This is a genomic window from Flavobacterium notoginsengisoli, from assembly GCF_014207905.1.
In the GTDB taxonomy this organism is placed as follows: domain Bacteria; phylum Bacteroidota; class Bacteroidia; order Flavobacteriales; family Flavobacteriaceae; genus Flavobacterium; species Flavobacterium notoginsengisoli_A.
Window position 1 is genome coordinate 345,753 of record NZ_JACHLB010000005.1, and the last position, 24,796, is coordinate 370,548.

A 24,796-nucleotide genomic window follows, 5' to 3' on the forward strand; every position below is an offset into this window, starting at 1 on the left:
TAACCATGAATAAATTAAAATCATCATTTCTTACCATATTCATTTTTACCTCTTTGAATATCTGGGCACAAAGTCCCTATAAAAACGATAGGGTTTATACCGGAAATCAGGTTTCAAATACCGTATCCGTGGTTGACCCTTCTCAAAATAAATTATTAGGAGAGATAAAATTAGGCATTCCTTACCCGAATGTACTGACACCACTATACAAAGGGCAAACATTGGTGCATGGATTGCGATATTCCCCCAAAAGGAAATTATTAGCAGCAGTATCCATAGGGTCAAATGCTGTTACATTTATTTCAACAGAAAATAATAAAGTACTAAAGACAATCTACGTTGGGCGTTCCCCACACGAACCAACATTTACACCCGATAGCAAATATGTTTGGGTATCGGTAAGGGGCGAAGGATACATTAGTGTGATTGACGTAGATAAAATGGAAGAAGTAAGAAAAGTACCCGTAGCCGATGGACCAGGTATGGTAGCCTTTTCGCCAGACGGAAAATTTGCTTATGTGTGTTCCAGCTTTACACCAGAGCTTGATGTAGTGAGTACTAGTAGTTATAAGGTTATTAAGCGAGTCAAAATTGCAAGTCCCTTTTCCCCTAATATTTTTACCAGCCCCGATGGAAAATGGGTAGCGCTTACATTAAAAGACATTGGTGCGGTAGTAGTAGTAAATACCAAAACACTAGAAGTTGTAAAACAGATGAACACAGGTGGTATTACCAATCACGTTACATTCAGCAATTTGGGCAATCTGCAAAGGATGTTTGTAACAGTAGGTGCAGAAAATAAAGTGAGAGTATTTGACGTAGCCAAAAATTTTATGGAAACAGATACGATAAATGTAGGAGCATTACCTCATGGACTTTGGCCTTCTGCCGATGGAAAAGTACTGTATGTAGGATTGGAGTACGGTGATGAAGTACAGGCAATTGATTTGGTAAATCTAAAAGTAATCAGCACCATAAAAATTGGGCAAAGTCCACAGGCGTTGGTATATGCAGATGACGCTGTTGTAGATTATACAAAAAGTTTGGAAAATTTAAGTCCTTTGAATGACAGTGTATCTACACAAATTATAAGCCTGAATAGTATCAAAGGAAATGCAGCTCATGGCAATCTTGCTGTTCGCCCTATTGGCGTTACAGACTTGATAGAACAAATTTATACCAATTTAATACCTGGTAAGACCTATACATTGGCATTTTCAAAATCAGCCGTAGCACCCTTTACAAATGACTATGAAGTAAATACTTTCATTGCTAACGCACAAGGAAAATATAGCGGACAATCTATTGGTTTAATAAAAAGTGTAAACAACACATCAGCAAAGGATTACAAACATTTAATATTGATTGACAATGATACAAAGGACGTTGTGTTATTAGATAATCTTTAATTCATAGTGAGACTCTACATTACATCAAAATAAACACTACCGCCAACAGTTAAGGTTTCGTTGGGCTCGTAGAGCCAACGATGAAACCTCAGTTGAACGGAACCGTTTACCAGCCACCTAATTATGGTTTTTTCGTTAAAAGTTTTGGAGATAATTTTGAGGATTTTAATCCTCTTTTTTGTTTTTGGCAATGCGAAGTCTTTTTTACCGCATTTACCTAATTTTTGGGCATAAAAACCCTTACCCATCTCGTTAATTAACCAGACAGGGGAACGTATTTTGGCTAGCACCTATGTACCATGCCGGCGGGCCACGGTTATCAAATACTACAATAGGATGCAGATTGCCTATTTTGCAACAAGTGCATTTAGGTAGAAATATTTTCTTGCCTGCCTTTTCAATTAATTTTACCCCTAGGTTCTTCTGCAGCAGCTTCAGCTTGGAGCACTTCCAAGTACTGCTCAAAAAACCAAAATGACGGATTTTCACAAAACCCTTTGGCAAAATATGCAAGGCAAACCTGCGGATAAACTCGCCATGGCTCAATTGCATCGTTTTCTTTTGGCCATCTTGGCGATAATCTTTGTAGCTGAATACCACATTTTGATCGTCAATACTTCTTATCCGATGATTGCTTATCGCTATTTTATGGCTATACCTACCTAAATACTCCACCACCGATTTTGAACTACCAAAGGGTCGTTTGGCAAATACAACCCAAGCTTGTTTCCATAATCCTGCACGTACCTTTTGGTATTCTATGGGCATTTTTTGCTTCAGCTTTTCGCAAAACTTAGCCCTAAAAACTTTAGACAGCGCCTTAACCGAAAACAGAAACTTACCATCTTTTCGGCTATTTTGCCATTTGCCAGCTTCGTTTATACCACCACCAGGAACTATGCAGTGCAAATGTGGGTGCAAACTCAGGTTTTGCCCCCAAGTATGCAACAAAGCTATCATACCTAATTGTAGAGCGTTGTTTTTACCAAAGGCACTAAGCGTTGCCCAGGCAGTTTCAAACAAAATACCGTAAACCATTTTCGGTTGGTGCATGCACTGCGTATTTATCGCCTCTGGCAGCGTAAAAACTACATGAAAATAAGGAACCGGCAAAAGTTCTTCTTCTCTTTTTGCGATCCAATCTTCGCGGTTTTTACCTTGGCATTTCGGGCAGTGCCGATTACGACAAGAGTTGTAGCTAATGCTGATGTTTCCGCAGTTATCACATGCATCAATATGGCCACCCAAGGCTGCCGTTCTACAGTTTTTAATCGCCGATAAAGTCCGTAATTGCCATGTGTTTAACTCAAGTTCATTAATGCTGGTACCAAGTCTCTCCAGTACGTCGGCTATTTCATGCCGACTTCGCTCAATGCAGGCTACACGGGTCTGCTGCAAGTGGCAAAAAGGGTATCCAACGGACTAAAAACTTTATGGTGTTGCAACTGAGCAATATGCAGATATTCCATCGTGGTCTCAATGTTCTGGTGCCCCAACAGTTCTTTTACGGATACAATATCAAGCCCATCTTCTAACAGATGCGTAGCAAAAGTATGCCTAAGCGTGTGCACATGAACTTCTTTGAGTATGCCAGCTTGTTTACTGCTCTGTTTGATGACCCACTGCACCCCTCGCTGTGAGTAACGGCTATCAAAATCACCACCAGCACGGCCAGATTGGGGCTGACCGTTAAAAATCCAGTCTTGGGGCTTTTCACTTTCGATGTACTTTTTTAAACCCCTAATCAAATGTTCAGATAGCGGGACATAGCGGTCTTTTTTGCCTTTGCCTTGTACTACCTTGAGTTGCTTGCGGTCGAAATCAAGATCCTGCAACCGTACATTGCGAGCCTCTAAACAGCGTAGCCCACAACCATAAAGCAAACCAATTAAAACTTTGTGCTTTAGTAGTTTGCATGCCTGCAACATGCTCCAAACTTCTTGCTTGCTTAATACAACAGGCAACTTCTTTTCGTGCCTAATTTCGGGCAGACGGAGATAATCATAAGCTAGGCCTTCGCCCTTGAGCAAAAAACGAAGCCCGTAAACGGTGTGCTTAAAGTAAGTCTGTGAGTGACTTTTGAACTTCTTTTGAAGATAAAATAGGTAATCGTGCACCTGTTCTGGATCCAGATCGGTAGGAACTTTACCATAATAAAGTGAAATACCAGCTACATGCCTAGCGTAGTTCTCAAAAGTACTTTGGCTTCGGCCTAGTATTGAAATTCTACGCTCGAAACGAGCCATTAATTCTGAAAAACCAGGTACATCCCGATTGGCCTGATTGATGAGCTTGTTTGCACGTAAATCTTCTAATTGCTTTTTTTTGTTGCCATAAGATATTTTTTATACCTTGTAAGGTAATAAAAAAGAAAGGTAAGGTCATTGACAGCTACCGAAGGTTTAGTTCAACAAGGGTTTTGCGTCAGGCGGGCTGAAGTGCAAAATTCAACAGCAGTTTTTCAATTGAACATTAGTAATAAATTCAGCTTTTGTGCTTCGAAATCCCGCCCGAACGCAAAGCCCCAAAACGATGTGAACGCAATCCCTTCGGTCTTGCGTTCACATCGAGCTCCTGCTGCGCAGGTGATGTTCACTGCCCTTCGGGACAGCGCACATCACCTGCTTGGACGCATTCCGAAAAGGAGTGAAAAACTCCTTTCGGAACGACGACCAAGCAGGAGCTCGTTACCTGCAAGCTGAAAAAAAAATCGAGATGTCAATAGAAAACATACCTGAAAGCTACTTTAAGAATAAAAAAGAGAACCCAGATTTATTTGTCTATGATTTTAAAATGACAAATGACGTTGTTAAAAGTAAAGTCAATTTAGGAATGAATATGTTCAGCTTTTTACAAGTTGGAAAAAAGCAAGTACATTTTGCTGGAACGACAGTTGCTGTAAACAAAGACCAATCTTTATTGCTAAAAAAAGGAAATTGGCTTTGGACGGAGTTATTAGATACAAAAACGATATATTATTGTAAACTATTCTTTTTTTCAGAAAAAAAGCTAAAAGAATTTTTAGAAAAACACACAGAAAACAATCAAACAGTAAAAGAAGAATCGCCTTATTTTATAATCAGAAACGACGACTATATTTCGTCATACATAAATTCATTATCAACAATTAGTCAAGCACCAATAGTTTTTGCGGAAAATTTACTTTCAGTAAAATTTGAGGAATTGATGCTCTATCTTTTACAGAAATATGGGAAAAACTTTGAAACACATCTCCATTCTTTAATAATTAAGGAAACTTCACCATTTAAAAAAATTGTAGAAAGTAAAATTCATTCTAACCTTAAATTGGAAGAAATCGCATTTTTATGCAATATGAGTTTATCTACTTTTAAACGTCATTTCATTAAAGAATACAAAGTGTCGCCTGGAAAATGGCTTCAAGACAAATGACTTCAAAAGGCAAAAGAAACTTTAGAACAAGGAAATTTAAAACCTTCAGATATTTATTTAGATTTTGGTTATAATAACCTTTCAAATTTTAGTGTAGCCTATAAAAATAAATTCGGTTTTAGCCCAAATCAGACTTCTAATTAAAATTTCATTTACAAGTTTGACCTTTTTTCATAAGTCATTAACCTGTTTTAGTAACTTAATAAGATGACTCTCGCAGTATATTTGCATCAAATAACAATACTAAAACAAAAAAAATGAATATTACATTAGCACAAGCTGAAAAAGCAATCGTAGCAGCAAAACAAAAATCTACAGCAATTGATACAAAAATGAACATTGCGGTTGTAGATGCAGGAGCAAATTTAGTGGCATTTGGTCGTATGGACGGTGCTTGGTTAGGCTCACTTGACATCTCTATCAAAAAAGCAAAAACAGCTCGTTACTTTGATATGAATACTGGAATAATTGGAGAGTTATCTCAACCAGGACAACCATTATTTAACATCGAACATTCAAATAATGGATTGATTACTTTTCCAGGTGGTGTACCAATTAAAAACGCATCAGGCGAAATTATTGGAGCTATAGGAGTAAGTGGAAGTTCAGTTGAAAATGACCACGCAGTAGCAGAAGCTGGAGCATCAGCAATTTAATAACCAGTTTATTAATGCAAAGAGGATAATTAAAACTAATTATCCTCTTTTTTTTATCAAATAATTATGAAAAAATATGTAGCCGAATTCATTGGAACGTTTGCTTTAGTTTTTTATGGAACAGGAGCAATTATTGTAAACGAGCAATCCAATGGAAGTTTAGGTTTAATCGGAATCGCTTTAACTTTTGGAATAATAGTTAGTGCTATGATTTATATTTTCGGAAATATTTCTGGAACGCACATAAATCCAGCTGTAACTATAGCATTGGTAGTAGGTAAATTAACATCACTAAAAGACGCTTCGTTTTATATTTTCGCTCAACTTTTGGGAGCTTTATTCGCAAGTATCTTATTAAAATTTACGTTCCCTGAAAACCTAACATTAGGTGCTACAATTCCTTCTAGCGAATTAATACAATCATTTATTTTAGAATTTGTGCTGACTTTCTTTTTAATGCTTACAATTTTGGGAGTAACATCAAAAAAAGAATTTTCCAATATAGCAGGACTTATAATTGGAATAGTAGTTACTGGAATTATCCTTTTTGCAGGGCCAATTTCTGGTGGTTCATTTAATCCTGCGAGAAGTTTAGCACCTGCAATTGTATCTGGAAACTTTACAGCACTTTGGATTTATATAACAGCACCAACATTAGGAGCGATAATAGCAATGTTTATTTGGAAAGGACTTAATAAAACAGAATAAAGCCTGCAGGTAACAGTTAAAGTTTCGTTGCGTGCGCAGCACGAACAATGAAACTCGTGTTGAACGGAACCGCTGGCATTCCGCAACTATGGGTTTTTCGAAAAGATTTTAAAGAGAATTTCAAGAGGCTACCAAGCCTCTTTTTTTTTGGAAGTAGTTTTTGCTTGATTTTATAGTGTTTTCCATCACTTTTGGGCATAAAATCCCTTACCCGTAAAGCTATATTTTACAGGTCTTGTGGTTTTGGCTGCCGCCAAGATACCAGGCAGGCGGACCACGCTGGTCAAAAAGGGCTATCCGGTGTAAATTTCCCGTTTTACAACACAGACATTTGGGTAAAAAAGGCCTTTTTTCTGCTTTATTTATTACTTTTTGTTGCAATTTTTGCTGTAAAAGTTTTAGTTTTTGCCGTTTCCAAGTACTGCTCAAAAAACCATAATGACGGATTTTCACAAAACGCTTTGGCAAAATATGCAATGAAAACCGACGTATAAACTCTTGATGGGTAAGGATCATCTGTTTTTTAATTCCATTTTGGCGGTAATCCTTGTAATCAAAAGTCACGTTTTGACTGTCAATGTTTTTGATTCTGCGGTTGCTGATGGCTATTTTATGGGTGTACCTGCCCAAATATTCCACCACCGATGCAGGACTTCCAAAAGGTTTTTTGGCAAATACTACCCACGGTTTTCGCCATAATTCTTGCCGAATTTGTTCGTATTTTATGGGTTCTTTGGCTTTGAGTTTCTCACAATATTTAGCCCTAAAAACTTTTGACAAGGCTTTTACAGGAAACAGAAATTTGCCGTCGCCTCGGCTGTTTTGCCATTGTCTCTCTTTAGCAATTCCACCGCCCGGAACAATGCAATGCAGGTGGGGATGCAGGCTCAATTGCTGTCCCCAAGTATGCAAGACAGCAATCATTCCAGATTGGATACCTTTGTTTTTGCCAAAGGTTTTCAAGGTTTCCCAAGCCGCTTCAAAAAGCAAACCATACACCAATCTTGGATCATGAATCGCCAACGAATTTAGACTATCCGGCAAGGTAAAAACCACATGGAAATAGGGTACTGGCAAAAGTTCCGTGCTTCTGGCAGCTATCCAGTCCTCCCGCTTGTTGCCCTGGCACTTGGGACAATGCCGGTTGCGGCAGGAGTTGTAACTGATAGTGAGACTGCCACAGCCATCGCAAGCATCAATATGGCCGCCCAATGCTGCCGTGCGGCATTTTTTGATGGCTGATAATGTGCGCAATTGCCAGGTGTTTAATCCTATATTTTCTACCTTTTTACCGAGTTTTTCTAGCACATGCGCTACTTCGAACTGCATTTTTCAAACAAAGTATCGAGCGGACTAAAGACTTTTTGGGTGTCGAGTTGAGCGATGTGCAAATACTCCATCGTGGTTTCGATATTCTGGTGTCCCAAAAGGTCTTTGAGGGTCATGATATCCATGCCGTCTTCGAGCAGATGGGTGGCATAACTGTGGCGAAGCGTGTGGGTGTGCACTTCCTTTTTTACGCCTGCTGCTTTAGCGACTTGCCGCACTGCCCATTGCACGCCCCGCTGGCTGTATTTGCTGTCAAAATCTCCTCCAGCGCGTTCAACAGGCTTTCCATTGAACAAATAATCCTGAGGTTTTTCCCCTTGCATGTATTTTTTGAGTCCTCGAATTAAATGAACCGACAGCGGGACATACCGGTCTTTTTTTCCTTTACCTTGAACTACCTTGAGCTGTTTGCGATCAAAATCCAAGTCTTGCAATCGTACGCTGCGGGCTTCCATACAGCGGAGCCCACAGCCATAAAGCAGTCCGATGAGGATTTTGTGCTTGAGCAATTTGGCACTCTGGAGCATCGCCCAGACTTCTTCTTTACTCAAGACAACGGGCAGTTTTTTCTCGTGTCTGATAGCAGGCAAACGAAGAAATTGATAAGGCAGGCCTTCTGATTTTAGCAAAAACCGAAGCCCGTAAACACAGTGTTTAAAATAAGTTTGGGAGGGAGTTTTGGACTTTTTCTGAAGGTAAAAAAGGTAGTCGTGGACTTGCTCAGGATCAAGCTCGGTAGGGATTTTGCCAAAATACAACGAAATCGAAGCCACATGGCGGGAGTAATTATGGAACGTACTTTGGCTTCTGCCCAAAACAGAAACCGTACGCTCAAAACGGACTAATAGTTCCGAAAATCCCGGAACTTCTCTTTTGGCCTGGTTGAGAATTTTATTTTCTCTTAATTGCTCAACATTCTTTTTTTTGCAGTCATATCTTACAGAATTTAATTATATTCGTAAGGTACAAAATATCGATAAGTGCTACCGAAGGTTTAGTTCAACAGCCGTTTTGCGCTATTGCGAGAAAAGTGCAAAATTGACGTTTATCTTTCGCAAGAAGTTGTATTTTAGCAGAAAATACGCAATTCCGAAGCTCGCAACAGACGCAAAGCGGCGAAACGTTACTAAATTTTTACCAACTTCAATCATTTTGGTATGTAATATATTCTTTTGTATATTTGTTTTGAGCGAACGGAAACACGTTGAAAAGCAAAGTAATAAGCACCGTTACCAAATCGTTACCTGACTTCTTTGATTATCCCTATAAAAGCTTAGTATTCAACCGATACGGCTTTTTCCTGAAAACTTTAAAATAAAAAAGTTCACAAAGCTATATGAATAAAACTTTGCGAACTTTGCGTAAATCTTAGCGTGCTTTGCGGTAAAACCTAAAACCTAAAACTTGAAACTTGAAACAAAAATCTATTTAACTCCTCCGTTAAATTCGTTGATAATATTTACAGCTTCATTAAGATATGGATTGGTTTTAAGATTGTCCATTTGATACTGATTAATCGTCTTATCTGTCGGATAAGCTCCTAATAAAAACTGATTAATACTAGAATTGTAAATATCTAATGGATTGTTTTCATCATTAAAAGTGTTGATTTCTGTCCAAAGAGCATCAAAAGTTTTTTTCTGTTTAAAAATAGCGTCCAGTGTCATCGGAAGTTCTGATTTTGGAGTATTTAGAAGCTGATCAATTTTAAGATTAATTTTCTTGATGTTGTTAAAGAAATAATTATCAGAAAGTCTTGCTGTACTGTTTTTAGCGATTTTGTCAATCAAATTACGTTTTACGTATGTTTTGTACTTCAAGAAAGGTTCGATGCTATCATTTTTCATGGCAGTTGGAAAATCTCCTTCTTTTTGATAAATATCTTCGTAAAATTCAGGCAAAACAACATCTGGTTTTACACCAACATATTGATGGCTTTTTCCGGTAATTCTATAAAATTTATTAATAGTGATTTTTAAGAAATCTGTATTTTTTTGTTCGTCAAGCGGAAGAATAGTTTGCATTGTAGCCTTTCCAAGCGTCGTACTTCCTAATAATAAAGCGCGGTTATAATCTTGCATAGTAGAAGCAAAAAATTCGCTTGCAGAAGCCGTATTGCTATTCACCAAAACAACAATCGGTCCTCGGTAAATAACACCTCTAATTGGATCGTTAATTACTGCCTTATCTTTTTTATTGTCAACTACAATAGAAATTGGCCCCGAATCTACAAACATTCCCGCCAATTTTATAGCTTCTTCCATTGAACCGCCACCGTTATCAATTAAATCGATAACAAGCCCTTTCATGTTGTCTCTTTCCAGCTTTATAACTTCTCGGGCAACATCATCTGCGCAACCTTTTTGGCTATTTCCATCCAAGTCTGCATAAAAACTTGGAATTTTGATGTATCCAATTTTACTTTCTTTTCCTATCATAAAACTGAAAACCGAATTTTCTTCGTCTTTCATTACTTGTTTTTCGATATAAACATCAAAGCTTTTTCCTGAATTACGTTTCAAAGTCAGTGTAATATGCTTATTTGTTTCTGATAAAATCATCGTTGAAATTGATTCTAACGAAGCACACGAAACCTGTAGAGTCTCTTTTTGATTAGAAATAGAAATAATCTGATCGCCTTTTTTTACCAGTCCAGTTTGATATGCCGGACCTTTCGGGTCAACTTCGTCAATGATAATTTCATTTTTTTCATTCAAATTAACCGTCATTCCCAGAGATAAATGTTCTTTAGACAAAGAAGCCATAAAACTGTTCTTAGAGTCGTCACTAAAATAGGCTGTATGCGGATCAAAATACGTGCAGAAGAAATTATACAATTTTTCCTCCTGCTTTGTATTGCTGTCTAGTAAAGTGGTAAAACGGCATATTTCATTGGTTAGAATCTTATTTTTAGAAATTTCTTCAATAGATTTAAAATTGGTTTTCAAAGAATCTAAATTGTCACTCATTTCGGCAATATCATCTAATATCTGATAACGTAATTTTTTGATCCAGACTTTTTCGATGTCTTCCTTTTTCAGATAAAAAGCAAAAGATTTTTTATAAAAACGAATGGTGTCTTTTTTAGCATAATCAATCGGTTGAGTCTGAATTTTTTCTAGAACTTTTTTAGTTCGTAAAAGTCCATTTACATAAGTTGTTTTAATGTCAGAAAGAAAGCTGCAGTCATTCTTTAGAATTAAATTATCTAAATTATAACGATATTTTTGTGCCATATCGTCGTATTCACTTTTTAGAAAAATGTTACGCGAAGGATCTAACTCGTTAATGAGATTATCAAAAACGAAAACAGATAAGCTGTCGTCAACAGGTTTTGGCCTAAAATGTTCCGTTTGGACAAGTGCATTTATTTTGTTCAATATTTCACAAGTTTCTGCACTGTTCTGACCAAAAATGAAAGTTGAAGTCAGCAAAAAAAGGAGTAGTGAAATCTTTTTCATAAACGGAAATTCAATGTTTACCATTAAAGTTACACTAATTTTTTTAGAAAATAACGTCTTTTTCTTTAAATATCGACAACCAAAAGTTTTTTCCGTTGAAATGACAAATATTTAAAATGGCTTACAAATAAAAAAGCATTACTTTTTACAGTAATGCTTTATTTGAAAATATATAAGTTGAAAAATTATTTTTTATAAAAAGGTAATTTTACCACTTTAGCAGCAACATCATTTTTTCTGATTCTGATGAAGATATCACTATCAACCGCGCTATTTGCAACAGTTACATATCCTAAACCAATACCTTTGTTCATAGAAGGCGACATAGTTCCAGAAGTTACAATTCCGATAACATTTCCGTCAGCATCAACAATTTCATAATCATGTCTTGGCACTGCGCGTTCCTGCATTTCAAAAGCAACTAATTTTCTGGTAACTCCAGCTTCTTTTTGTTTTTTAAGAGCTTCGGAATTCGTAAAATCTTTAGTAAATTTCGTAATCCATCCTAAACCAGCTTCAAGCGGAGAAGTAGTATCGTTAATGTCATTTCCGTACAAACAGAATCCCATTTCAAGACGTAAAGTATCGCGGGCAGCAAGACCAATTGGCTTAATTCCGAAAGCTGCTCCAGCTTCAAAAACTTTATTCCAAATTGCTTCAGCATCAGCATTTTTGCAGTAAATTTCAAAACCTCCAGAACCTGTATATCCAGTAGCAGAGATAATTACATCATTAAAACCAGCAAAATCGCCTACTTCAAAATGGTAATAAGTAATCGCAGACAAATCAACAGAAGTTAAAGACTGCATAGCTTCAACCGCTTTTGGTCCTTGAATTGCTAAAAGAGAATAATCCTCAGAAAGATTCTTCATTTCAACTCCCAAATCATTATGAGAAGAAATCCAGTTCCAGTCTTTATCAATATTAGAAGCATTTACAACTAGTAAATACTCTTCTTCTTTCATTTTATAAATAATCAAATCGTCAACAATTCCGCCTTCGTTATTTGGAAGACAAGAATATTGCGCTCTTCCAATAGTTAAAGTTGAAGCATCATTTGAAGTTACTTTCTGAATCAAAGCCAGCGCATTCGGACCTGTTAACAAAAATTCACCCATATGCGAAACGTCAAAAACGCCCACACCATTACGAACCGTTTCGTGTTCAGCATTAACTCCTTCATAAGTAATCGGCATGTTGTAACCTGCAAAAGGAAGGATTTTTGCTCCTAAACCTTCATGTATGTGCGTAAGCGCAGTATTTTTCATTGTGTTGTTTTATAAAATTGTTTTGCAAATCTATTCAAAAAATATCGATTTCGAATACCTTAAATTATAAATTTCGCAATAATTAGAAGCAATTCCAGCTTTCCGTTGCAAGTCCTCGCAAAAAAAGCAAAGTTTCTAATGTTCTAAAAAGAGCTTCCGTTGGTCGCTTTTTTAGAACAAGAAACTTTTGCTTTTTTTACTCCGGGCTTTCCACTACAATCTGGGCTAGAACTTTTGGGAAATAATAAAAAATCGTGATTTCAATTTTTTATGTAATTTTAGTATAAAATCATGCTTTTCAAGTTTAGCTATGTTTATTTAAATAAGTGAAACGCCTTTATGCGCAAAATAAAACTATCCCGAAGCGTCGGGACTATGTGTTTAAAAATTAACCGCAACAACTAAAAGAAGCTAAATGAAGTCTCCGTATTTAATCACAAAAGAAGAAGTTTTAAAAATATACAAACCGATAAATCCGCATGCACACAAAGGAACACAAGGCCACGCAGTAATTATCGCAGGAAGCTACGGAAAAGTGGGTGCAGCAGTTTTAGCTTCAAAATCCTGTCTAAAATCAGGTTGCGGACTCGTAACGACTTTTATTCCAAAATGCGGTTATCAAATTCTTCAGATTTCGATTCCAGAAGTAATGACGGTTACCGATGAAAATACCAATTTCATTACAAACATTCATTTACCTTTAATTCCGCAAGCAATTGGAGTAGGTCCGGGATTAGGAAAAGAACTCGGAACGCAAAAAGCTTTATTTGAATTTTTAAGAATCAATAAAGCGCCATTAGTTCTCGATGCCGATGCTTTGAATATAATTTCAGAAAATTTATCTTGGTTAGAATTAGTTCCTGAAGACACCATTTTAACACCTCATCCAAAAGAATTAGAACGACTAATTGGCAAATGGAATTCTGAATCTGAGAAATTTCAAAAGACAATCGCTTTTTCAGAGAAATATAAAGTGATTGTAGTTATGAAAGGCGCTCCAACATTTATCATCAATAGAAATTCAGTTTACGAAAACACCACAGGAAATGCCGCTCTTGCAACCGCAGGAAGTGGCGACACTTTAACTGGAATTCTAACGAGTCTTCTCGCGCAAGGTTACGAACCCAAATATGCCTCAAAATTCGGAGTGTATCTTCATGGATTAACAGCAGATCTTGCTTTGCCAAAAACAGGTTATGAATCTTTTACGGCTTCTACAATTATTAAGTATTTAGGGAAAGCATTTTTGAGTTTGGTTTAACCGCAAAGATCGCAAAGGTTTTTCGCAAAGAATATTTCCATTTTTTGTCATCCTGAGCGAAGTCGAAGGAACGCAAAGATATTACTCAAAGTTTAGTTTCTTCGTCGAGCTACTGGCGTCCCTTCGACTTCGCTCAGGGTGACAAGCTTAATGCATTACTTTATAATTAAATCTTTGTGAACTTAACAAGTAAAGCAAACTCAAAAAAACTTCGTGAACTTTGCGAAAAATCTTTGTGCTCTCAGCGTTAAAAATTTCACTCAATAAAAAAATCAAAAATTGTAAGTTTGTAATATCAAAGATTAGAAACTTAGCAACTCAGTTTCTTAGCATCTTTGAATCTTTAAAAAAATGAAAAATTTCGACTTAAGAACAGTAAACGTCATGCGTTACATAACGCCACTGCGCGAAGGCGGATCTTTGCCTGCTTTAGCAGAAGCCGATGACGACTTTAAATACGTATTAAAATTCAGAGGTGCCGGACACGGCGTAAAAGCCTTAATTGCCGAATTGGTTGGCGGACAAATCGCAAAAGCTTTAAAATTGCAATTGCCAGAATTAGTTTTTGCCAATCTCGACGAAGCTTTCGGAAGAACCGAAGCCGATGAAGAAATCCAAGATTTATTACAAGGAAGCCAAGGATTAAATCTAGCGCTTCATTTCTTGTCAGGAGCTATTACTTTTGATCCCGCTGTAACAACTGTTGATGCCAAATTAGCGTCTCAGATTGTTTGGTTAGATGCATATATTACAAACGTAGACAGAACTTTCAAAAACACCAATATGCTAATCTGGCATAAAGAATTATGGCTGATTGATCACGGAGCTTGTTTGTATTTCCACCATTCATGGAATAATTGGGAACAGCATGCTAAAAGTCAGTTTGCATTGATAAAAGATCACGTTTTATTGCCACAAGCTTCACTTTTAAAAGAAGTTGATGCTGAATTTAAAGCCATTTTAACTCCTGAAATTTTAGAAGAAATTGTGAATACCATTCCGTTGGATTGGTTGCAATGGGAAGATGCAGAAGAAACGCCAGAGAATTTGCGAAACGTTTATTTGCAGTTTTTAAAGACAAGATTAGAGAATTCAGAAATATTTGTAAATCAGGCTCAAAATGCAAGATAACCATTTATACGAATATGCTGTGATTCGTGTTGTGCCAAGGGTAGAACGCGAAGAATTCCTGAATATCGGAATCATTTTGTTTTGCAAAAGAGCTAAATTTATAAAAGTACTTTTTCATTTGAATAAAGACCGAATCCAAGCCCTTTCTTCTGATTTCGACATAGAACAATTAGAATGCAATTTAACTTCATTACAAAAAATAGCAAACGGAGCCAAAGACGGTGGTCCAATAGCTGAATTTGAGATTCCGGAGCGTTTTCGTTGGCTAACGGCAATTAGAAGTTCTGCGATTCAAACTTCGAGACCTCATCCAGGATTGTGTCAGGATTTGGAGAAAACGATTCAGCGTTTGTTTGAAGAGTTGGTTCTTTAAAAAGAGGTTCTAAGGTTCTGAGATACTGAGATTCTAAGGTTTTCTTTCATGCATTTATGCGCAATATTGTCATTTCGACGAAGGAGAAATCTTCGCGAGAAGCTCTACAAAGATTGGACTCTCGTTACGGAGTTACTTGCGAAGATTTCTCGTTCCTCGAAATGACAAACTATATAGAAATGTTATAGTTTAGACTTGAAACCTGAAACCTGAAACCTGAAACCTGAAACCTGAAACCTGAAACAAATAAAACTAAACAACCTTCTCCAAATAAATAAACTCCAAAGGTTCTTCAGAAACCGTAACATGAATTTCGCTTTCAGGAAAAGCTTCTCTTTCGCCAGTATCAACATAACCATGACGTTTATACCAAGCGATAAGTTCTTCACGAACTGAAATAACCGTCATAATAATGCTGGACAATCCTAAAGATTTAGCATGATTTTCGGCTTCAGCCAAAAGCTTTTTCCCGATACCGCTATTTTGAAGTTCCGGCGAAACTGTTAGCATTCCCAAATACAATTGATGCCCTTTTTCAACCAATAAAACAGAACCGATAATTTTATCATTTTCTGTAAACTTCAGAATAGTGTTTTTCGGATTTTCGAAAATTTCTGTCATTTCTTGTTCGTCAGTTCTTTTTCCTTCTAGTAAATGTGCTTCGGTTGTCCAGCCTTTTTTAGAAGTTTCGCCTCTGTAAGCTGAGTTTATTAAGGTGGTTAATGCAGGAATGTCTTGTAATGTTGCTTTTGTAATCATTATAATGCTGATCTAATTGTATATTCTAAATAATGAATTTTCTCCAGATTTAGCTGGGGAGACAAAATTACATTAGAAAATGGCTTTAGCCTAATCTTTAACTTTTTTGGCTAAAGCCGAGTTTGATTTAAAAATAAACCTCCAGCTAAAACTGGAGGCAATTGATTTTGTATTTGTAAGAAACAAAAGAAGTTAGCTTTAATATTTTGCAGGTTCATTAGATTTTGGCAACGATTTTTTTATAAATGCTCTAATGTCTTCGTTTGCAGTTTCTAAGTCGGCTTTTCTCAAATACATCATATGACCGCTTCTGTAACCTTTCCATGACATTCTATCGTTAAGTTTTCCACTCGGATCCATTTGCCATAAGTCATATTTCGCATTAAAGTAATCGCAAGCACCATCATAATATCCAGATTGCACCATTACATGTAAATATGGATTTTGTGCCATAGCTTGTCTTAGATTTTCGCCTGTTTTATCATTAGATCTGTCCCACGGATGTACAGAACCAAACATATTGTATTTAAAATCAGTTTTGTAATTCAAATTATTACGCAGATACATATTGATAGAAGGTGTAAACGAATGTAGCCAAGAAGTAAGTTCGGCATTAAAATCTGGACTGTCACCAGAATCCTTGCGATCAATACCTTTGTATCTTGAATCTAATCTTCCTACTGTATAGCTTTTATCTCTCAATAATTCTTTCCAAAAATAATCATAAGGAACGTCTAGATTGTTCTGTAAAATAACTTTTTCCGAAATACCAGAATAGCGTGCCATTTTAGCCGCAATTTCTTTTCTCGGTTGTTCTTCCAAAGATCCTCCTTTACTCAAGGCAGGTAGAAGTTCGTTTATGGTAAAATTCTCAACTTCAGGCAACATATCGGTTAAATCTTTGTTTTGAAGTTCAGGAGTAAGCATTTTATGATACCAAGCAGTAGCAGCAAAATAAGGCAGTTTAAGCGCAGCATTAGAAGCTACTCCACGAGTTATTCCTAAATCGGTAGGAGATACTAAAATTACTCCGTTAAGATACATCCACTGATTGTTTTGAAGTTGAAGCGCCAATCCTGAAACTCTAGTTGTACCGTAACTTTCTCCAATTAGATATTTAGGTGAAGCCCAACGATTAGATCTAGTTACAAAACCATTAATCCAATCGGCTAAATATTTAATGTCGGCATTTACGCCGAAAAATTTTGAAGCAGGTATATCTTTGTTTGTAGCTCTCGAGTAAGCGGTATTAACAGGATTTACAAAAACAATATCGGCAATATCTAAAATAGAATAAGGATTTTCTTTTATTCCGTAAGGCTGCAAAGGATAACCTTCCTCATCGATATTTAATAAACTCGGACCCGTATAAGCAATCTCCATCCAAACTGAAGCAGAACCAGGACCACCATTAAATGAAATAACTAACGGACGTGAATCTCTATCTTTTACATCAGAACGCTCGTAGTAGGTATAGAATAATCCAGCAATTGCTTTTCCGTCTTCATCCCAAACTGGCATAGTGCCGGCAGTTGCTTTATACGAAACCTTTTGACCTTTTATTGTCGTTGTATGATTGGTTACGACTTGTGAATCTGGATTAAAAGTAAGATTAGAAGGTGAGTTTTCTTCTTTAGCAGGAGGTGTTTTCGGTTTTGAATCTGGTTTTGATTCTTGAGCGTAGGCATTTAAAATTCCGACTAAAAGAAATGAAAGTACTGATTTTTTCATAAAATTTTGGGGTATTATTATTTTGATTTTCTGAATTTGGGATTGGTAATTAAAGTTTTTAAAGATATAAAAAAATAAGAAGAGATGATTTTTTAGTCTTTTATTGTGAATTAGGATAAAGATTTGTTTTTCTAAGAAAAAGAAAATATTTAAAGAAAATTCTTGAAATTTGTATAAATCAGAAAATCAATAAAGTATGAGCAGAATACATTTGTTTGAGTTTGAAGATCAGCAATGGCTTCCAGAATTTATTAGAAATTACATGACCGATTTTTTGCAGTTTCTTTCTAATAAAACTGCTATGTACAGAGGAATTGTTCCTGTAATTGAAAAAGCTTTAAAAGAAAGCCAAACCAATCAAATTATAGATTTGGCTTCGGGCGGAGGAGGCGGATTGATTTGGCTCAACGCCGAATTACGAAAAAACAACCCCGATTTAAAAATCCTATTGACGGATTATTATCCTAACATTCCCGCATTTGAACATACGCAAAAACAAGCTGACAATTTCGATTTTGTAAAAACTTCAGTCGATGCCAGAAACGTTCCTGAAAACTTAAAAGGACTTCGAACGCAGTTTTTATCTTTTCATCATTTTAAACCAAAAGACGCACAGCAGATTTTGCAGAATGCAATTGACACAAACAGTTCGATTGCGATTTTTGAAGGGCAGGAGAGAAGCGTTCCAAGTATTGTGGCGATGCTACTTTCGCCAATTTCTGTTTTACTGACAACGCCTTTTATTCGTCCATTTAAAATTGGCAGAATTATTTTTACTTATCTAATTCCAATTGTACCGATTTTGGTTTTGTGGGATGGCGTGGTTTCGTCTTTAAGAACGTATTCTGTCGAAGAAATGAACGAATTGATTTCTAAATTAGAGAATAAAGAAAGTTATAATTGGGAAGTTGGAAAAGTAAAATCTGGACCGGCTAAGATTTTGTATTTGCTGGGGATAAAGAAGAATTAATTATTTTTCTGTGATTCAATCAAATCTAAACGATTTTGTATTCGTTCAAGAATGTCTAAATCATTGTCACCATGAATATCTCTTATATTGTAATTTGGATTTCTGGGATCAGCAGTTTTCTGAAATTCATTAATGCTTAGATTAAAAAGTGCCTGACCAAATCTCTGACTTGGATTTTCTTCTAAATATGATGCTAAAAGCTCGAGGATAATTTTATGTTCTTGTTTCATCTGAATTATTTTTACTTAAATCTTCAAAAAATTGTATAGGATCAATTAAAAAATTTGTTGCATTCGAAGCTTTAATACTTTTGAAAATATCTTCTAAATTTGGTTTGAAAATTTCTCCTTTTAAGTCGATTAATACAAAATTATGCTTTTTGCAAAGATTTAAAATGGCTTGTAAAACTTCTGTAATATTCGAAGATTTTCTCAAATCAATTCGAAATTGAAATTCTTTAATTGAAGTTTTATCATCATTTAAAACAATAGTCGCATCATTATCTTCATCATCTTTCATATTTCCTTTCCAACTTAGGAAAGTATCATCATCCCATTTGGAATTTGGAATAATTTGATCTAGTTCGGCAATAATAGAAGGAATATCACCATTAAAGCTTTTCCAAAACGAATCTGTCTTTGGTAAATATTTTGTTTTGTTATTTTTAAAAATACATTGATAATTATCGTCAATTGAATCTTCAGGAACTACGATTAAAAGATATTGCCAAACTGCCATTTAGTAATGATATTGAAATTAAATAAGTAATCAAAAATATTCGTCGTGTATTAATACTCGTTATGAGAAAATAATTATTTATAAAATTCGTAAAAATTTTTTAGACTATAACTCGTATCAATTTCTCGGGTATTCTTGATTATTTTCACTGGAATTTCAAATTTATCTAATAAATAATCTTCGACCCCGTAATAAGAACTGTCTGCTCCTTGATACTTGTATTTTATAAGGGTGTTATTTAAAAATTCTTTCCTTGAAATTTCAATTTTATTTTCTTTTTTAATTATGATCTTATTTGAATTTTTATAGAAGTATTCAGTGCTCCTTGAAGTATCTTTATCTTTGTTTAAGCAGTATGTTTTCTTTAAGTTGTTAAAATTGTTGTACACAAAATATTTAGTATTTGTGTCCCATTTTTTATTTTTTGCATAATATTCTATTTTTTGAATTTTATTCTTTTCATTTAAAATGTACAATATATATGATCCATCATCCTGAATATTATTTGGATTAAAATATTCTTTAATTTCATTTTTAGAAAACTCCCTTTTAATCGTATAGTTTGGTCTTTTTTTACTTTCGCTTTCTATTTTTTTTATGAATTTAATGCAGGCTTGATAACTCTTAATTTCTTTTATGAGCAAATGAGGATTATTATTATAACCTTTTAAATATCCAAGTAAAAAAGATTTTAGCTCCCTAATATTATCGCCACTGTAAGCGTATTCGAAAACTTCATATTCAGTATTTGAATGTAAATAATAAGTTTTTACAAGTTTACCTTCATTATAGACATTTGCTTCTATCATATAAATAAATTTGCCATTCCAATTCTCATCTACAAATTGTTTGTAGTACTTGAAGATTAGATTTTTGTTTTTATCAAATTCAAGAATATTTAGAGTGTCTCGATTTTGAATTTGATAGAATTTTTTGATTTTGTCGGGGAATTTATTTTCTGAAAGCATTAGATTAAATGGCATTTCGGAAGAAGAAGGTAAAGTGTTTTCTAAAAGTGGTGGTAAGTCGATTTTTTCTTTATTGCAAGAAAAGAATAAGCCAAAAATAAAAAGAAAAATTATTTTTTTCATTTGGATTGAAAATTATTAGAAACTCGATAGCGCGGATTTGTAATACCTGCCCACAAAGATCGGATAGCTGTCTATATAAAACATTAATTTGTGTAATTTTCGTTTAATGATTTGTTTTGTGTCTCACTGTTGCGTGCACGGATTGCAAATCCGCGCTATCGGGTGTCATTCTTTAGTTATACATTTAGAAATATTATTAAATATATGCCTAAAATTTTCCCAGCTATCCTCACATATTTTTATTTGCTCATTAAATACTGCCTGCGCAAAACCTTCTTTTGAAAGTGCTATGTTTTCTCCATTATTGTTATAAACTCCTGATTCAATAATAACTCTTTTTCCTGCTTTGTTTATATTGGAATTATCTCCTCCAATATTTAAAGCTGAATCTAAAATGTGTCTTTTGGTTTTATCATTAAATTCCTCTCCAATAAACAATCGTCTACCACTTATGTAAGTTTTAATTTCCTCATTGTTGAATAAAAATTCTGTAGAAATACCATCAGGTTCAATCTTAAATGAATACACATTTTTTTGTTCAACATTTACTAATTGTGTATTTGTATCAGAATCAAAAATTCCTATTCTAATTTGCAAATTATAACTTCCTAAATTTCTAACTTCAACTAAAGAACTTAAATGATTTTTAAGTTTTGAATCACTTAATTCGTTTATTTCTGACGTTCCACAAATTTTTTCATTGAAATCGTTCTCTGAGCCAAAACGATAAAAATATTTTTCGATTATTTCTGTGAATTCACTTTTGCTATGAAAGTATTGTAAAGCTTTTAAAATATATTTCCAATCAGTTTTGCCTTCTGTAATTATGAGAATATCTTCATTAGATTCAATTTTTGTTTCTAATTCTTTAATACGTTCTGCTTGATTGTCAATCTTATCATAAAATAGTTTATTAACTTTTCTTAATTCAGAATAATCTTCTTTATTAGATTGTAAAATTCTGGGTGAATTACCATCAGTTCTAAAAACCTCATAAAAAGAGGCGTATTCTGGTGCTAAAGATATTGTGGCAGGAGAATGTGTCGTTAAAATCACAGGAATTCCTTTAGAAATATAATATTTTTCAATTACTGTAAAAAAACTTTCAATTAAAGAAGGATTTAAAACAGCATCAAATTCGTCTAGAAGTAATAATTTGTTCGGTTCAATGTCATTTTTTTGTAAAGAAGTAAAGCATAACGATATTATAGTTTTTTCTCCATCTGATAAATCTTTCAAGGGACGACCTTCTGTTTCAATAATTTTTCCATTTGAATCAATTTGAAAAAGTAGAGGAGTTTCTATGAGTTCAGCAAATTGTACTTCATAATTATCTTTAAAACGATAATTCAGCTTTAATGTCTCAAATAATTGATTTAATTCTGTCCATGGTGCTAGGCCTATTGATGATGGATCAAAAGCAGGTCCATCTACTTTTCCAGCATTTTGTTGACCGTCAGCTATTTCTGTAGCATGGATATAAAATAGATTTCCAATAAAATCAGTAAATTGATCATCAGTTTTCCAAATAAATTTATTATCTCTAATTGTTTTTTTGAATACATCTTCAGTAATGTCTTTATTATGAGGGCTGTATAATGCGCCAAGTAATTTGATAACCTGATCGCAAGAATCTTTATACTGCGGGTTAAAAGTAGAAGAGGAAGCTAATCCATAATTTTTATAATAATTATATGCTTGATCCACTGAAGAATTAATAAGGGCAGAGGATGATTTTATAACTTCAGGAAGGTTAATATTATCTTTAAATGATTTAAACTCGATATTTTGATAATTTATGGAAACTCCATCAACAGTAACTTTATGTGAAATTTCATTTTTGCGACCAGTATTGGGATCGATATTTCCTTTTCCATAAATTATATTCATGATTTGAGATTTCCCAGAACCATTTATTCCTGATAAAATTATTAAATCTCCTTCTAGCTCAGTTTCAAAGTCTTTGTCAAAAGATTTAAATTTTTCATTTAGTTTAAAGTAGATTTTTTTCATTAAATAAGTTTTGGTAATTATTATTTGTTTCAATCAAACTTAAGGTTTTTGATTAACTAGAATAAAAAAGCCCGAAATTACATTTATTTGTTATTGTAATTTCGGGCTTGTAAATCTTTACCCCAAGAAACTCTTCAACTCCTCATAAGTCCCAATCTTCACACTAACTTTCTCCTCATTAATAACACTCTCAATTTGAGCAGGAATAGGAAGTGTAATTCCTAGCGCCGGTTCAACAACATCTAAGAATTTAATAGGATGTGCTGTTTCTAAGAAAATACCAATGGCGTTAGGGTGTTTTTCTAGTTCTTTTTTCAAGCCTAAATAACCAACAGCGCCGTGCGGTTCTGCGATATAACCGTCTGTGTTATAAATGTTTTTTAGAGCAACTAAAGTTTCTTCGTCTGTATAGCTATAAGAAGAAAAGTCTTTTTCGAAAGCTTTTAAATCGTTGTTGTACAATTCCTGAATTCTAATAAAGTTGCTTGGGTTTCCAACGTCCATGGCGTTAGAGATTGTGGCTTTAGAAGGTTTTGGGTCGTATTTTCCGTTTTCTAAGAATCTTGGTACCGTGTCGTTTACGTTTGTAGAAGCAACGAAATGCTCAATTGGCAAACCTAATTTCTTTGCCATAATTCCCGCGCAGATATTTCCGAAGTTTCCGCTTGGACAAGAGAAAACTAAAGGTTTGTTTTGGCTTTTCAATGCTTTGTAAGCAAAGAAGAAATAAAACATTTGCGGTAACCAACGCGCAATATTAATAGAGTTGGCAGAAGTCAGGTTTTTGTGCGCCAGAGTTTCATCCAAAAATGCTTTTTTCACCATATCCTGACAATCGTCAAAAACGCCGTCAACTTCCAATGCTTTTATGTTTTGCCCTAAAGTTGTCAATTGTTTTTCCTGAATATCGCTTACTTTTCCAGACGGATATAAAATGACAACATCAACGCCGTCAACGCCAAGAAATCCGCTGGCAACAGCTCCGCCTGTATCTCCCGAAGTTGCTACTAAAACGGTGTTTTTAGCGTCTTTTTTGTCTTTATTGAAATATCCCAGACAACGCGACATAAAACGCGCTCCAACGTCTTTAAACGCCATTGTTGGGCCGTGGAATAATTCTAACGAATAGATTCCGTTTTCGACTTTCACAACCGGAAAATCAAAAACTAAAGTTTCGGCAATGATTTCTTTTAGTTTTTCTGATGGGATTTCGTCCCCAACAAATTGTTTAATCGCTTCAAAAGCGATTTCTTCGTGGCTCAAACTTTCGATTTTATCAAAAAAAGAAGGATCAAGTGGTGTAATACTTTCTGGGAAATATAATCCTTTGTCAGTTGCTAATCCTTGTATAACTGCTTCCTGAAAAGAAACTTTTGGGGCATTATGGTTTAAACTGTAGTATTTCATTTTTTTTTAGTTCTTAGTGATTAGTCCTTAGTCCTTAGTTACTGGTCTCAGTCTTTTTCGACTAATTACTAAGGACTAGGGACTAAGTACTCTTTTTAAATAATTCTTACGCCATCAGGGTTTATCTTCGAAACGTGAATTTCATACGGTAAATTCATTTTTTCGTACACGTCGCTCATGGCTTTTGCGATTTTTTCTGCGGTTTCTTTTCCTTTGCTTAAAGCGAAAATCGACGGGCCAGAACCTGAAATTCCAGAACCTAAAGCGCCATTTTGATAAGCTGTTTGCTTGATTTGATCAAAACCTGGAATTAAAACGCTTCTTACTGGTTCAACGATTTCGTCGTGAAGAGATCTTCCAATTAAATCGTAATCTTTAGTGTAAAGACCAGCAACCAATCCGCCTACGTTACCCCATTGCGTGATAGCGCTTTTTAGAGAAACGTTTTGTTTTAAAACCGAACGGGCATCAGACGTTTTCAATTCAATTTGCGGATGAACAACCGTTGCGTATAATTCTTCTGGACTGTCAATTCTGATAATATCCAAAGGCGAATAACTTCTTACCAAAGTAAAAGCGCCTAAAAGGGCAGGAGCAACGTTGTCGGCATGCGCGTTTCCGCTGGCCAATTTCTCACCCTGCATCGCAAACTGAACTAAATCTTTACGAGAATATGGTCTTCCCAACAATTCATTAATTCCGAAAACCGCTCCGGCAGAACTAGCTGCACTGCTTCCTATGCCGCTTCCCGCTTTGATGTTTTTATAAATTTCGATTTCGAATCCGAAGTCCAATTCGTCTAAAGTTTCCAACATCGCCAAAGCCGCAACTCCAGAAACGTTTTTCTCGGTTTCCAAAGGCAAATCAGCACCGACAATTTTAGTGATTCGAACTCCTTTTTGATCGACTTTTCGAACAATCATTTCATCGCCCGCATTGTCTAAGCAAAGTCCAAGTACGTCAAATCCGCATGAGAGATTGGCGATAGTTGCTGGGCAAAATAGTTTAATTTCCATTTTTAAGGTTCTGAGGTTCTAAGATGCTAAGATTCTAAGGTTTCTTATGCAGCTTTTTTATTTT

General features: G+C 35.1%; 21 protein-coding genes and 1 pseudogene. 8 read left to right on the forward strand and 14 right to left on the reverse strand.

Annotated features, from left to right (window positions below; all coding sequences use genetic code 11):
• Positions 1-5 precede the first annotated feature (5 nt).
• Complete coding sequence (locus HNP35_RS16685; RefSeq protein WP_184164630.1) at positions 6-1,409, forward strand: YncE family protein; 1,404 nt, start codon at positions 6-8, stop codon at positions 1,407-1,409.
• Between the two features lie 252 nt (positions 1,410-1,661).
• Here the strand turns inward: HNP35_RS16685 and HNP35_RS16690 are convergent, their stop codons facing one another.
• Entirely contained in the window at positions 1,662-2,807 is a 1,146-nt protein-coding gene (locus HNP35_RS16690; protein ID WP_184164633.1) for an IS91 family transposase, read from the reverse strand.
• Entirely contained in the window at positions 2,789-3,655 is an 867-nt protein-coding gene (locus tag HNP35_RS16695) for a tyrosine-type recombinase/integrase (RefSeq protein ID WP_184164636.1), read from the reverse strand. The genes HNP35_RS16690 and HNP35_RS16695 overlap by 19 nt, the downstream gene beginning before the upstream one ends.
• A 469-nt stretch (positions 3,656-4,124) precedes the next feature.
• Between HNP35_RS16695 and HNP35_RS16700 the strand changes: the two are divergent.
• The 3 genes and pseudogenes from HNP35_RS16700 (at position 4,125) to HNP35_RS16710 (ending at position 6,184) form a co-directional block, all read left to right on the forward strand.
• Positions 4,125-4,964 (forward strand): annotated as a pseudogene (locus HNP35_RS16700) (helix-turn-helix domain-containing protein).
• A gap of 113 nt (positions 4,965-5,077) precedes the next feature.
• The gene (locus HNP35_RS16705) at positions 5,078-5,476 is read left to right on the forward strand and encodes a GlcG/HbpS family heme-binding protein (RefSeq protein WP_184164639.1); all 399 of its coding nucleotides are present in this window, start codon (positions 5,078-5,080) and stop codon (positions 5,474-5,476) included.
• A 66-nt stretch (positions 5,477-5,542) separates the two neighbouring features.
• Entirely contained in the window at positions 5,543-6,184 is a 642-nt protein-coding gene (locus HNP35_RS16710) for an MIP/aquaporin family protein (protein ID WP_184164642.1), read from the forward strand.
• 219 nt (positions 6,185-6,403) lie between these two features.
• On the opposite strand, the gene HNP35_RS16715 is transcribed toward HNP35_RS16710, so the two are convergent.
• The 4 genes from HNP35_RS16715 to gcvT form a co-directional block, all read right to left on the reverse strand.
• The gene (locus HNP35_RS16715; RefSeq protein ID WP_184164645.1) at positions 6,404-7,513 is read right to left on the reverse strand and encodes an IS91 family transposase; all 1,110 of its coding nucleotides are present in this window, start codon (positions 7,511-7,513) and stop codon (positions 6,404-6,406) included.
• Positions 7,498-8,286, reverse strand: a complete 789-nt coding sequence (locus HNP35_RS16720; protein ID WP_184164648.1) for a tyrosine-type recombinase/integrase — start codon at positions 8,284-8,286, stop codon at positions 7,498-7,500. Before HNP35_RS16720 ends, HNP35_RS16715 begins: the two co-directional genes overlap by 16 nt.
• Positions 8,287-8,937: 651 nt before the next feature.
• Positions 8,938-10,974, reverse strand: coding sequence for a S41 family peptidase (locus HNP35_RS16725; protein ID WP_184164651.1), 2,037 nt, complete (start codon positions 10,972-10,974; stop codon positions 8,938-8,940).
• A 185-nt stretch (positions 10,975-11,159) separates the two neighbouring features.
• Positions 11,160-12,242, reverse strand: a complete 1,083-nt coding sequence (gcvT, locus tag HNP35_RS16730) for a glycine cleavage system aminomethyltransferase GcvT (RefSeq protein ID WP_184164654.1) — start codon at positions 12,240-12,242, stop codon at positions 11,160-11,162.
• Positions 12,243-12,657: 415 nt separating this feature from the next.
• Between gcvT and HNP35_RS16735 the strand changes: the two genes are divergently transcribed.
• The 3 genes from HNP35_RS16735 (at position 12,658) to HNP35_RS16745 (ending at position 15,007) form a co-directional block, all read left to right on the forward strand.
• Positions 12,658-13,503, forward strand: coding sequence for an NAD(P)H-hydrate dehydratase (locus tag HNP35_RS16735; RefSeq protein ID WP_184164657.1), 846 nt, complete (start codon positions 12,658-12,660; stop codon positions 13,501-13,503).
• A gap of 351 nt (positions 13,504-13,854) precedes the next feature.
• Positions 13,855-14,634: a HipA family kinase gene (locus tag HNP35_RS16740; RefSeq protein ID WP_184164660.1), complete on the forward strand. Its 780-nt coding sequence runs from the start codon at positions 13,855-13,857 to the stop codon at positions 14,632-14,634.
• Entirely contained in the window at positions 14,624-15,007 is a 384-nt protein-coding gene (locus HNP35_RS16745) for a DUF3037 domain-containing protein (RefSeq protein WP_184164663.1), read from the forward strand. Before HNP35_RS16740 ends, HNP35_RS16745 begins: the two co-directional genes overlap by 11 nt.
• 252 nt (positions 15,008-15,259) lie before the next feature.
• On the opposite strand, the gene HNP35_RS16750 is transcribed toward HNP35_RS16745, so the two are convergent.
• Together HNP35_RS16750 and HNP35_RS16755 are read right to left on the reverse strand one after the other, a co-directional pair.
• Complete coding sequence (locus HNP35_RS16750) at positions 15,260-15,766, reverse strand: GNAT family N-acetyltransferase (RefSeq protein ID WP_184164666.1); 507 nt, start codon at positions 15,764-15,766, stop codon at positions 15,260-15,262.
• A gap of 198 nt (positions 15,767-15,964) precedes the next feature.
• On the reverse strand, positions 15,965-17,497 hold the full coding sequence (locus tag HNP35_RS16755; RefSeq protein ID WP_184164669.1) for a S10 family peptidase: 1,533 nt from the start codon (positions 17,495-17,497) through the stop codon (positions 15,965-15,967).
• Positions 17,498-17,693: 196 nt separating this feature from the next.
• Between HNP35_RS16755 and HNP35_RS16760 the strand changes: the two genes are divergently transcribed.
• Positions 17,694-18,467 carry a hypothetical protein gene (locus tag HNP35_RS16760; protein WP_184164672.1) on the forward strand — a complete coding sequence of 258 codons (774 nt, stop codon included), beginning with the start codon at positions 17,694-17,696 and terminating at the stop codon, positions 18,465-18,467.
• Here HNP35_RS16760 and HNP35_RS16765 read toward each other — a convergent pair.
• The 6 genes from HNP35_RS16765 to HNP35_RS16790 form a co-directional block, all read right to left on the reverse strand.
• Complete coding sequence (locus HNP35_RS16765; RefSeq protein ID WP_184164675.1) at positions 18,464-18,697, reverse strand: hypothetical protein; 234 nt, start codon at positions 18,695-18,697, stop codon at positions 18,464-18,466. The two genes, HNP35_RS16760 and HNP35_RS16765, sit on opposite strands and share 4 nt — an antisense overlap.
• Positions 18,681-19,205 carry a hypothetical protein gene (locus tag HNP35_RS16770; protein WP_184164677.1) on the reverse strand — a complete coding sequence of 175 codons (525 nt, stop codon included), beginning with the start codon at positions 19,203-19,205 and terminating at the stop codon, positions 18,681-18,683. Before HNP35_RS16770 ends, HNP35_RS16765 begins: the two co-directional genes overlap by 17 nt.
• A gap of 74 nt (positions 19,206-19,279) precedes the next feature.
• Positions 19,280-20,296 carry a hypothetical protein gene (locus HNP35_RS16775; RefSeq protein ID WP_184164680.1) on the reverse strand — a complete coding sequence of 339 codons (1,017 nt, stop codon included), beginning with the start codon at positions 20,294-20,296 and terminating at the stop codon, positions 19,280-19,282.
• 165 nt (positions 20,297-20,461) lie between these two features.
• Positions 20,462-22,309: an AAA family ATPase gene (locus HNP35_RS16780; RefSeq protein WP_184164683.1), complete on the reverse strand. Its 1,848-nt coding sequence runs from the start codon at positions 22,307-22,309 to the stop codon at positions 20,462-20,464.
• Between the two features lie 117 nt (positions 22,310-22,426).
• A complete protein-coding gene (gene thrC, locus HNP35_RS16785) occupies positions 22,427-23,716 on the reverse strand; it encodes a threonine synthase (protein WP_184164686.1) in 1,290 nt (429 codons plus the stop codon).
• A gap of 95 nt (positions 23,717-23,811) precedes the next feature.
• On the reverse strand, positions 23,812-24,732 hold the full coding sequence (locus tag HNP35_RS16790) for a homoserine kinase (RefSeq protein ID WP_184164688.1): 921 nt from the start codon (positions 24,730-24,732) through the stop codon (positions 23,812-23,814).
• Positions 24,733-24,796: the final 64 nt, after the last annotated feature.

Bases quoted from the DNA above. Each gene is read 5' to 3' on its own strand.
- HNP35_RS16705 (WP_184164639.1), top strand. From the start codon at position 5,078: ATGAATATTACATTAGCACAAGCTGAAAAAGCAATCGTAGCAGCAAAA.
- HNP35_RS16770 (WP_184164677.1), bottom strand. From the start codon at position 19,205: ATGGCAGTTTGGCAATATCTTTTAATCGTAGTTCCTGAAGATTCAATT.
- HNP35_RS16685 (WP_184164630.1), top strand. From the start codon at position 6: ATGAATAAATTAAAATCATCATTTCTTACCATATTCATTTTTACCTCT.
- HNP35_RS16790 (WP_184164688.1), bottom strand. From the start codon at position 24,732: ATGGAAATTAAACTATTTTGCCCAGCAACTATCGCCAATCTCTCATGC.
- thrC (WP_184164686.1), bottom strand. From the start codon at position 23,716: ATGAAATACTACAGTTTAAACCATAATGCCCCAAAAGTTTCTTTTCAG.
- HNP35_RS16765 (WP_184164675.1), bottom strand. From the start codon at position 18,697: ATGAAACAAGAACATAAAATTATCCTCGAGCTTTTAGCATCATATTTA.
- HNP35_RS16745 (WP_184164663.1), top strand. From the start codon at position 14,624: ATGCAAGATAACCATTTATACGAATATGCTGTGATTCGTGTTGTGCCA.
- HNP35_RS16750 (WP_184164666.1), bottom strand. From the start codon at position 15,766: ATGATTACAAAAGCAACATTACAAGACATTCCTGCATTAACCACCTTA.
- HNP35_RS16780 (WP_184164683.1), bottom strand. From the start codon at position 22,309: ATGAAAAAAATCTACTTTAAACTAAATGAAAAATTTAAATCTTTTGAC.
- HNP35_RS16695 (WP_184164636.1), bottom strand. From the start codon at position 3,655: ATGGCTCGTTTCGAGCGTAGAATTTCAATACTAGGCCGAAGCCAAAGT.
- HNP35_RS16740 (WP_184164660.1), top strand. From the start codon at position 13,855: ATGAAAAATTTCGACTTAAGAACAGTAAACGTCATGCGTTACATAACG.
- HNP35_RS16735 (WP_184164657.1), top strand. From the start codon at position 12,658: ATGAAGTCTCCGTATTTAATCACAAAAGAAGAAGTTTTAAAAATATAC.
- HNP35_RS16775 (WP_184164680.1), bottom strand. From the start codon at position 20,296: ATGAAAAAAATAATTTTTCTTTTTATTTTTGGCTTATTCTTTTCTTGC.
- HNP35_RS16760 (WP_184164672.1), top strand. From the start codon at position 17,694: ATGAGCAGAATACATTTGTTTGAGTTTGAAGATCAGCAATGGCTTCCA.
- HNP35_RS16725 (WP_184164651.1), bottom strand. From the start codon at position 10,974: ATGAAAAAGATTTCACTACTCCTTTTTTTGCTGACTTCAACTTTCATT.
- HNP35_RS16715 (WP_184164645.1), bottom strand. From the start codon at position 7,513: ATGCAGTTCGAAGTAGCGCATGTGCTAGAAAAACTCGGTAAAAAGGTA.
- HNP35_RS16755 (WP_184164669.1), bottom strand. From the start codon at position 17,497: ATGAAAAAATCAGTACTTTCATTTCTTTTAGTCGGAATTTTAAATGCC.
- HNP35_RS16710 (WP_184164642.1), top strand. From the start codon at position 5,543: ATGAAAAAATATGTAGCCGAATTCATTGGAACGTTTGCTTTAGTTTTT.
- gcvT (WP_184164654.1), bottom strand. From the start codon at position 12,242: ATGAAAAATACTGCGCTTACGCACATACATGAAGGTTTAGGAGCAAAA.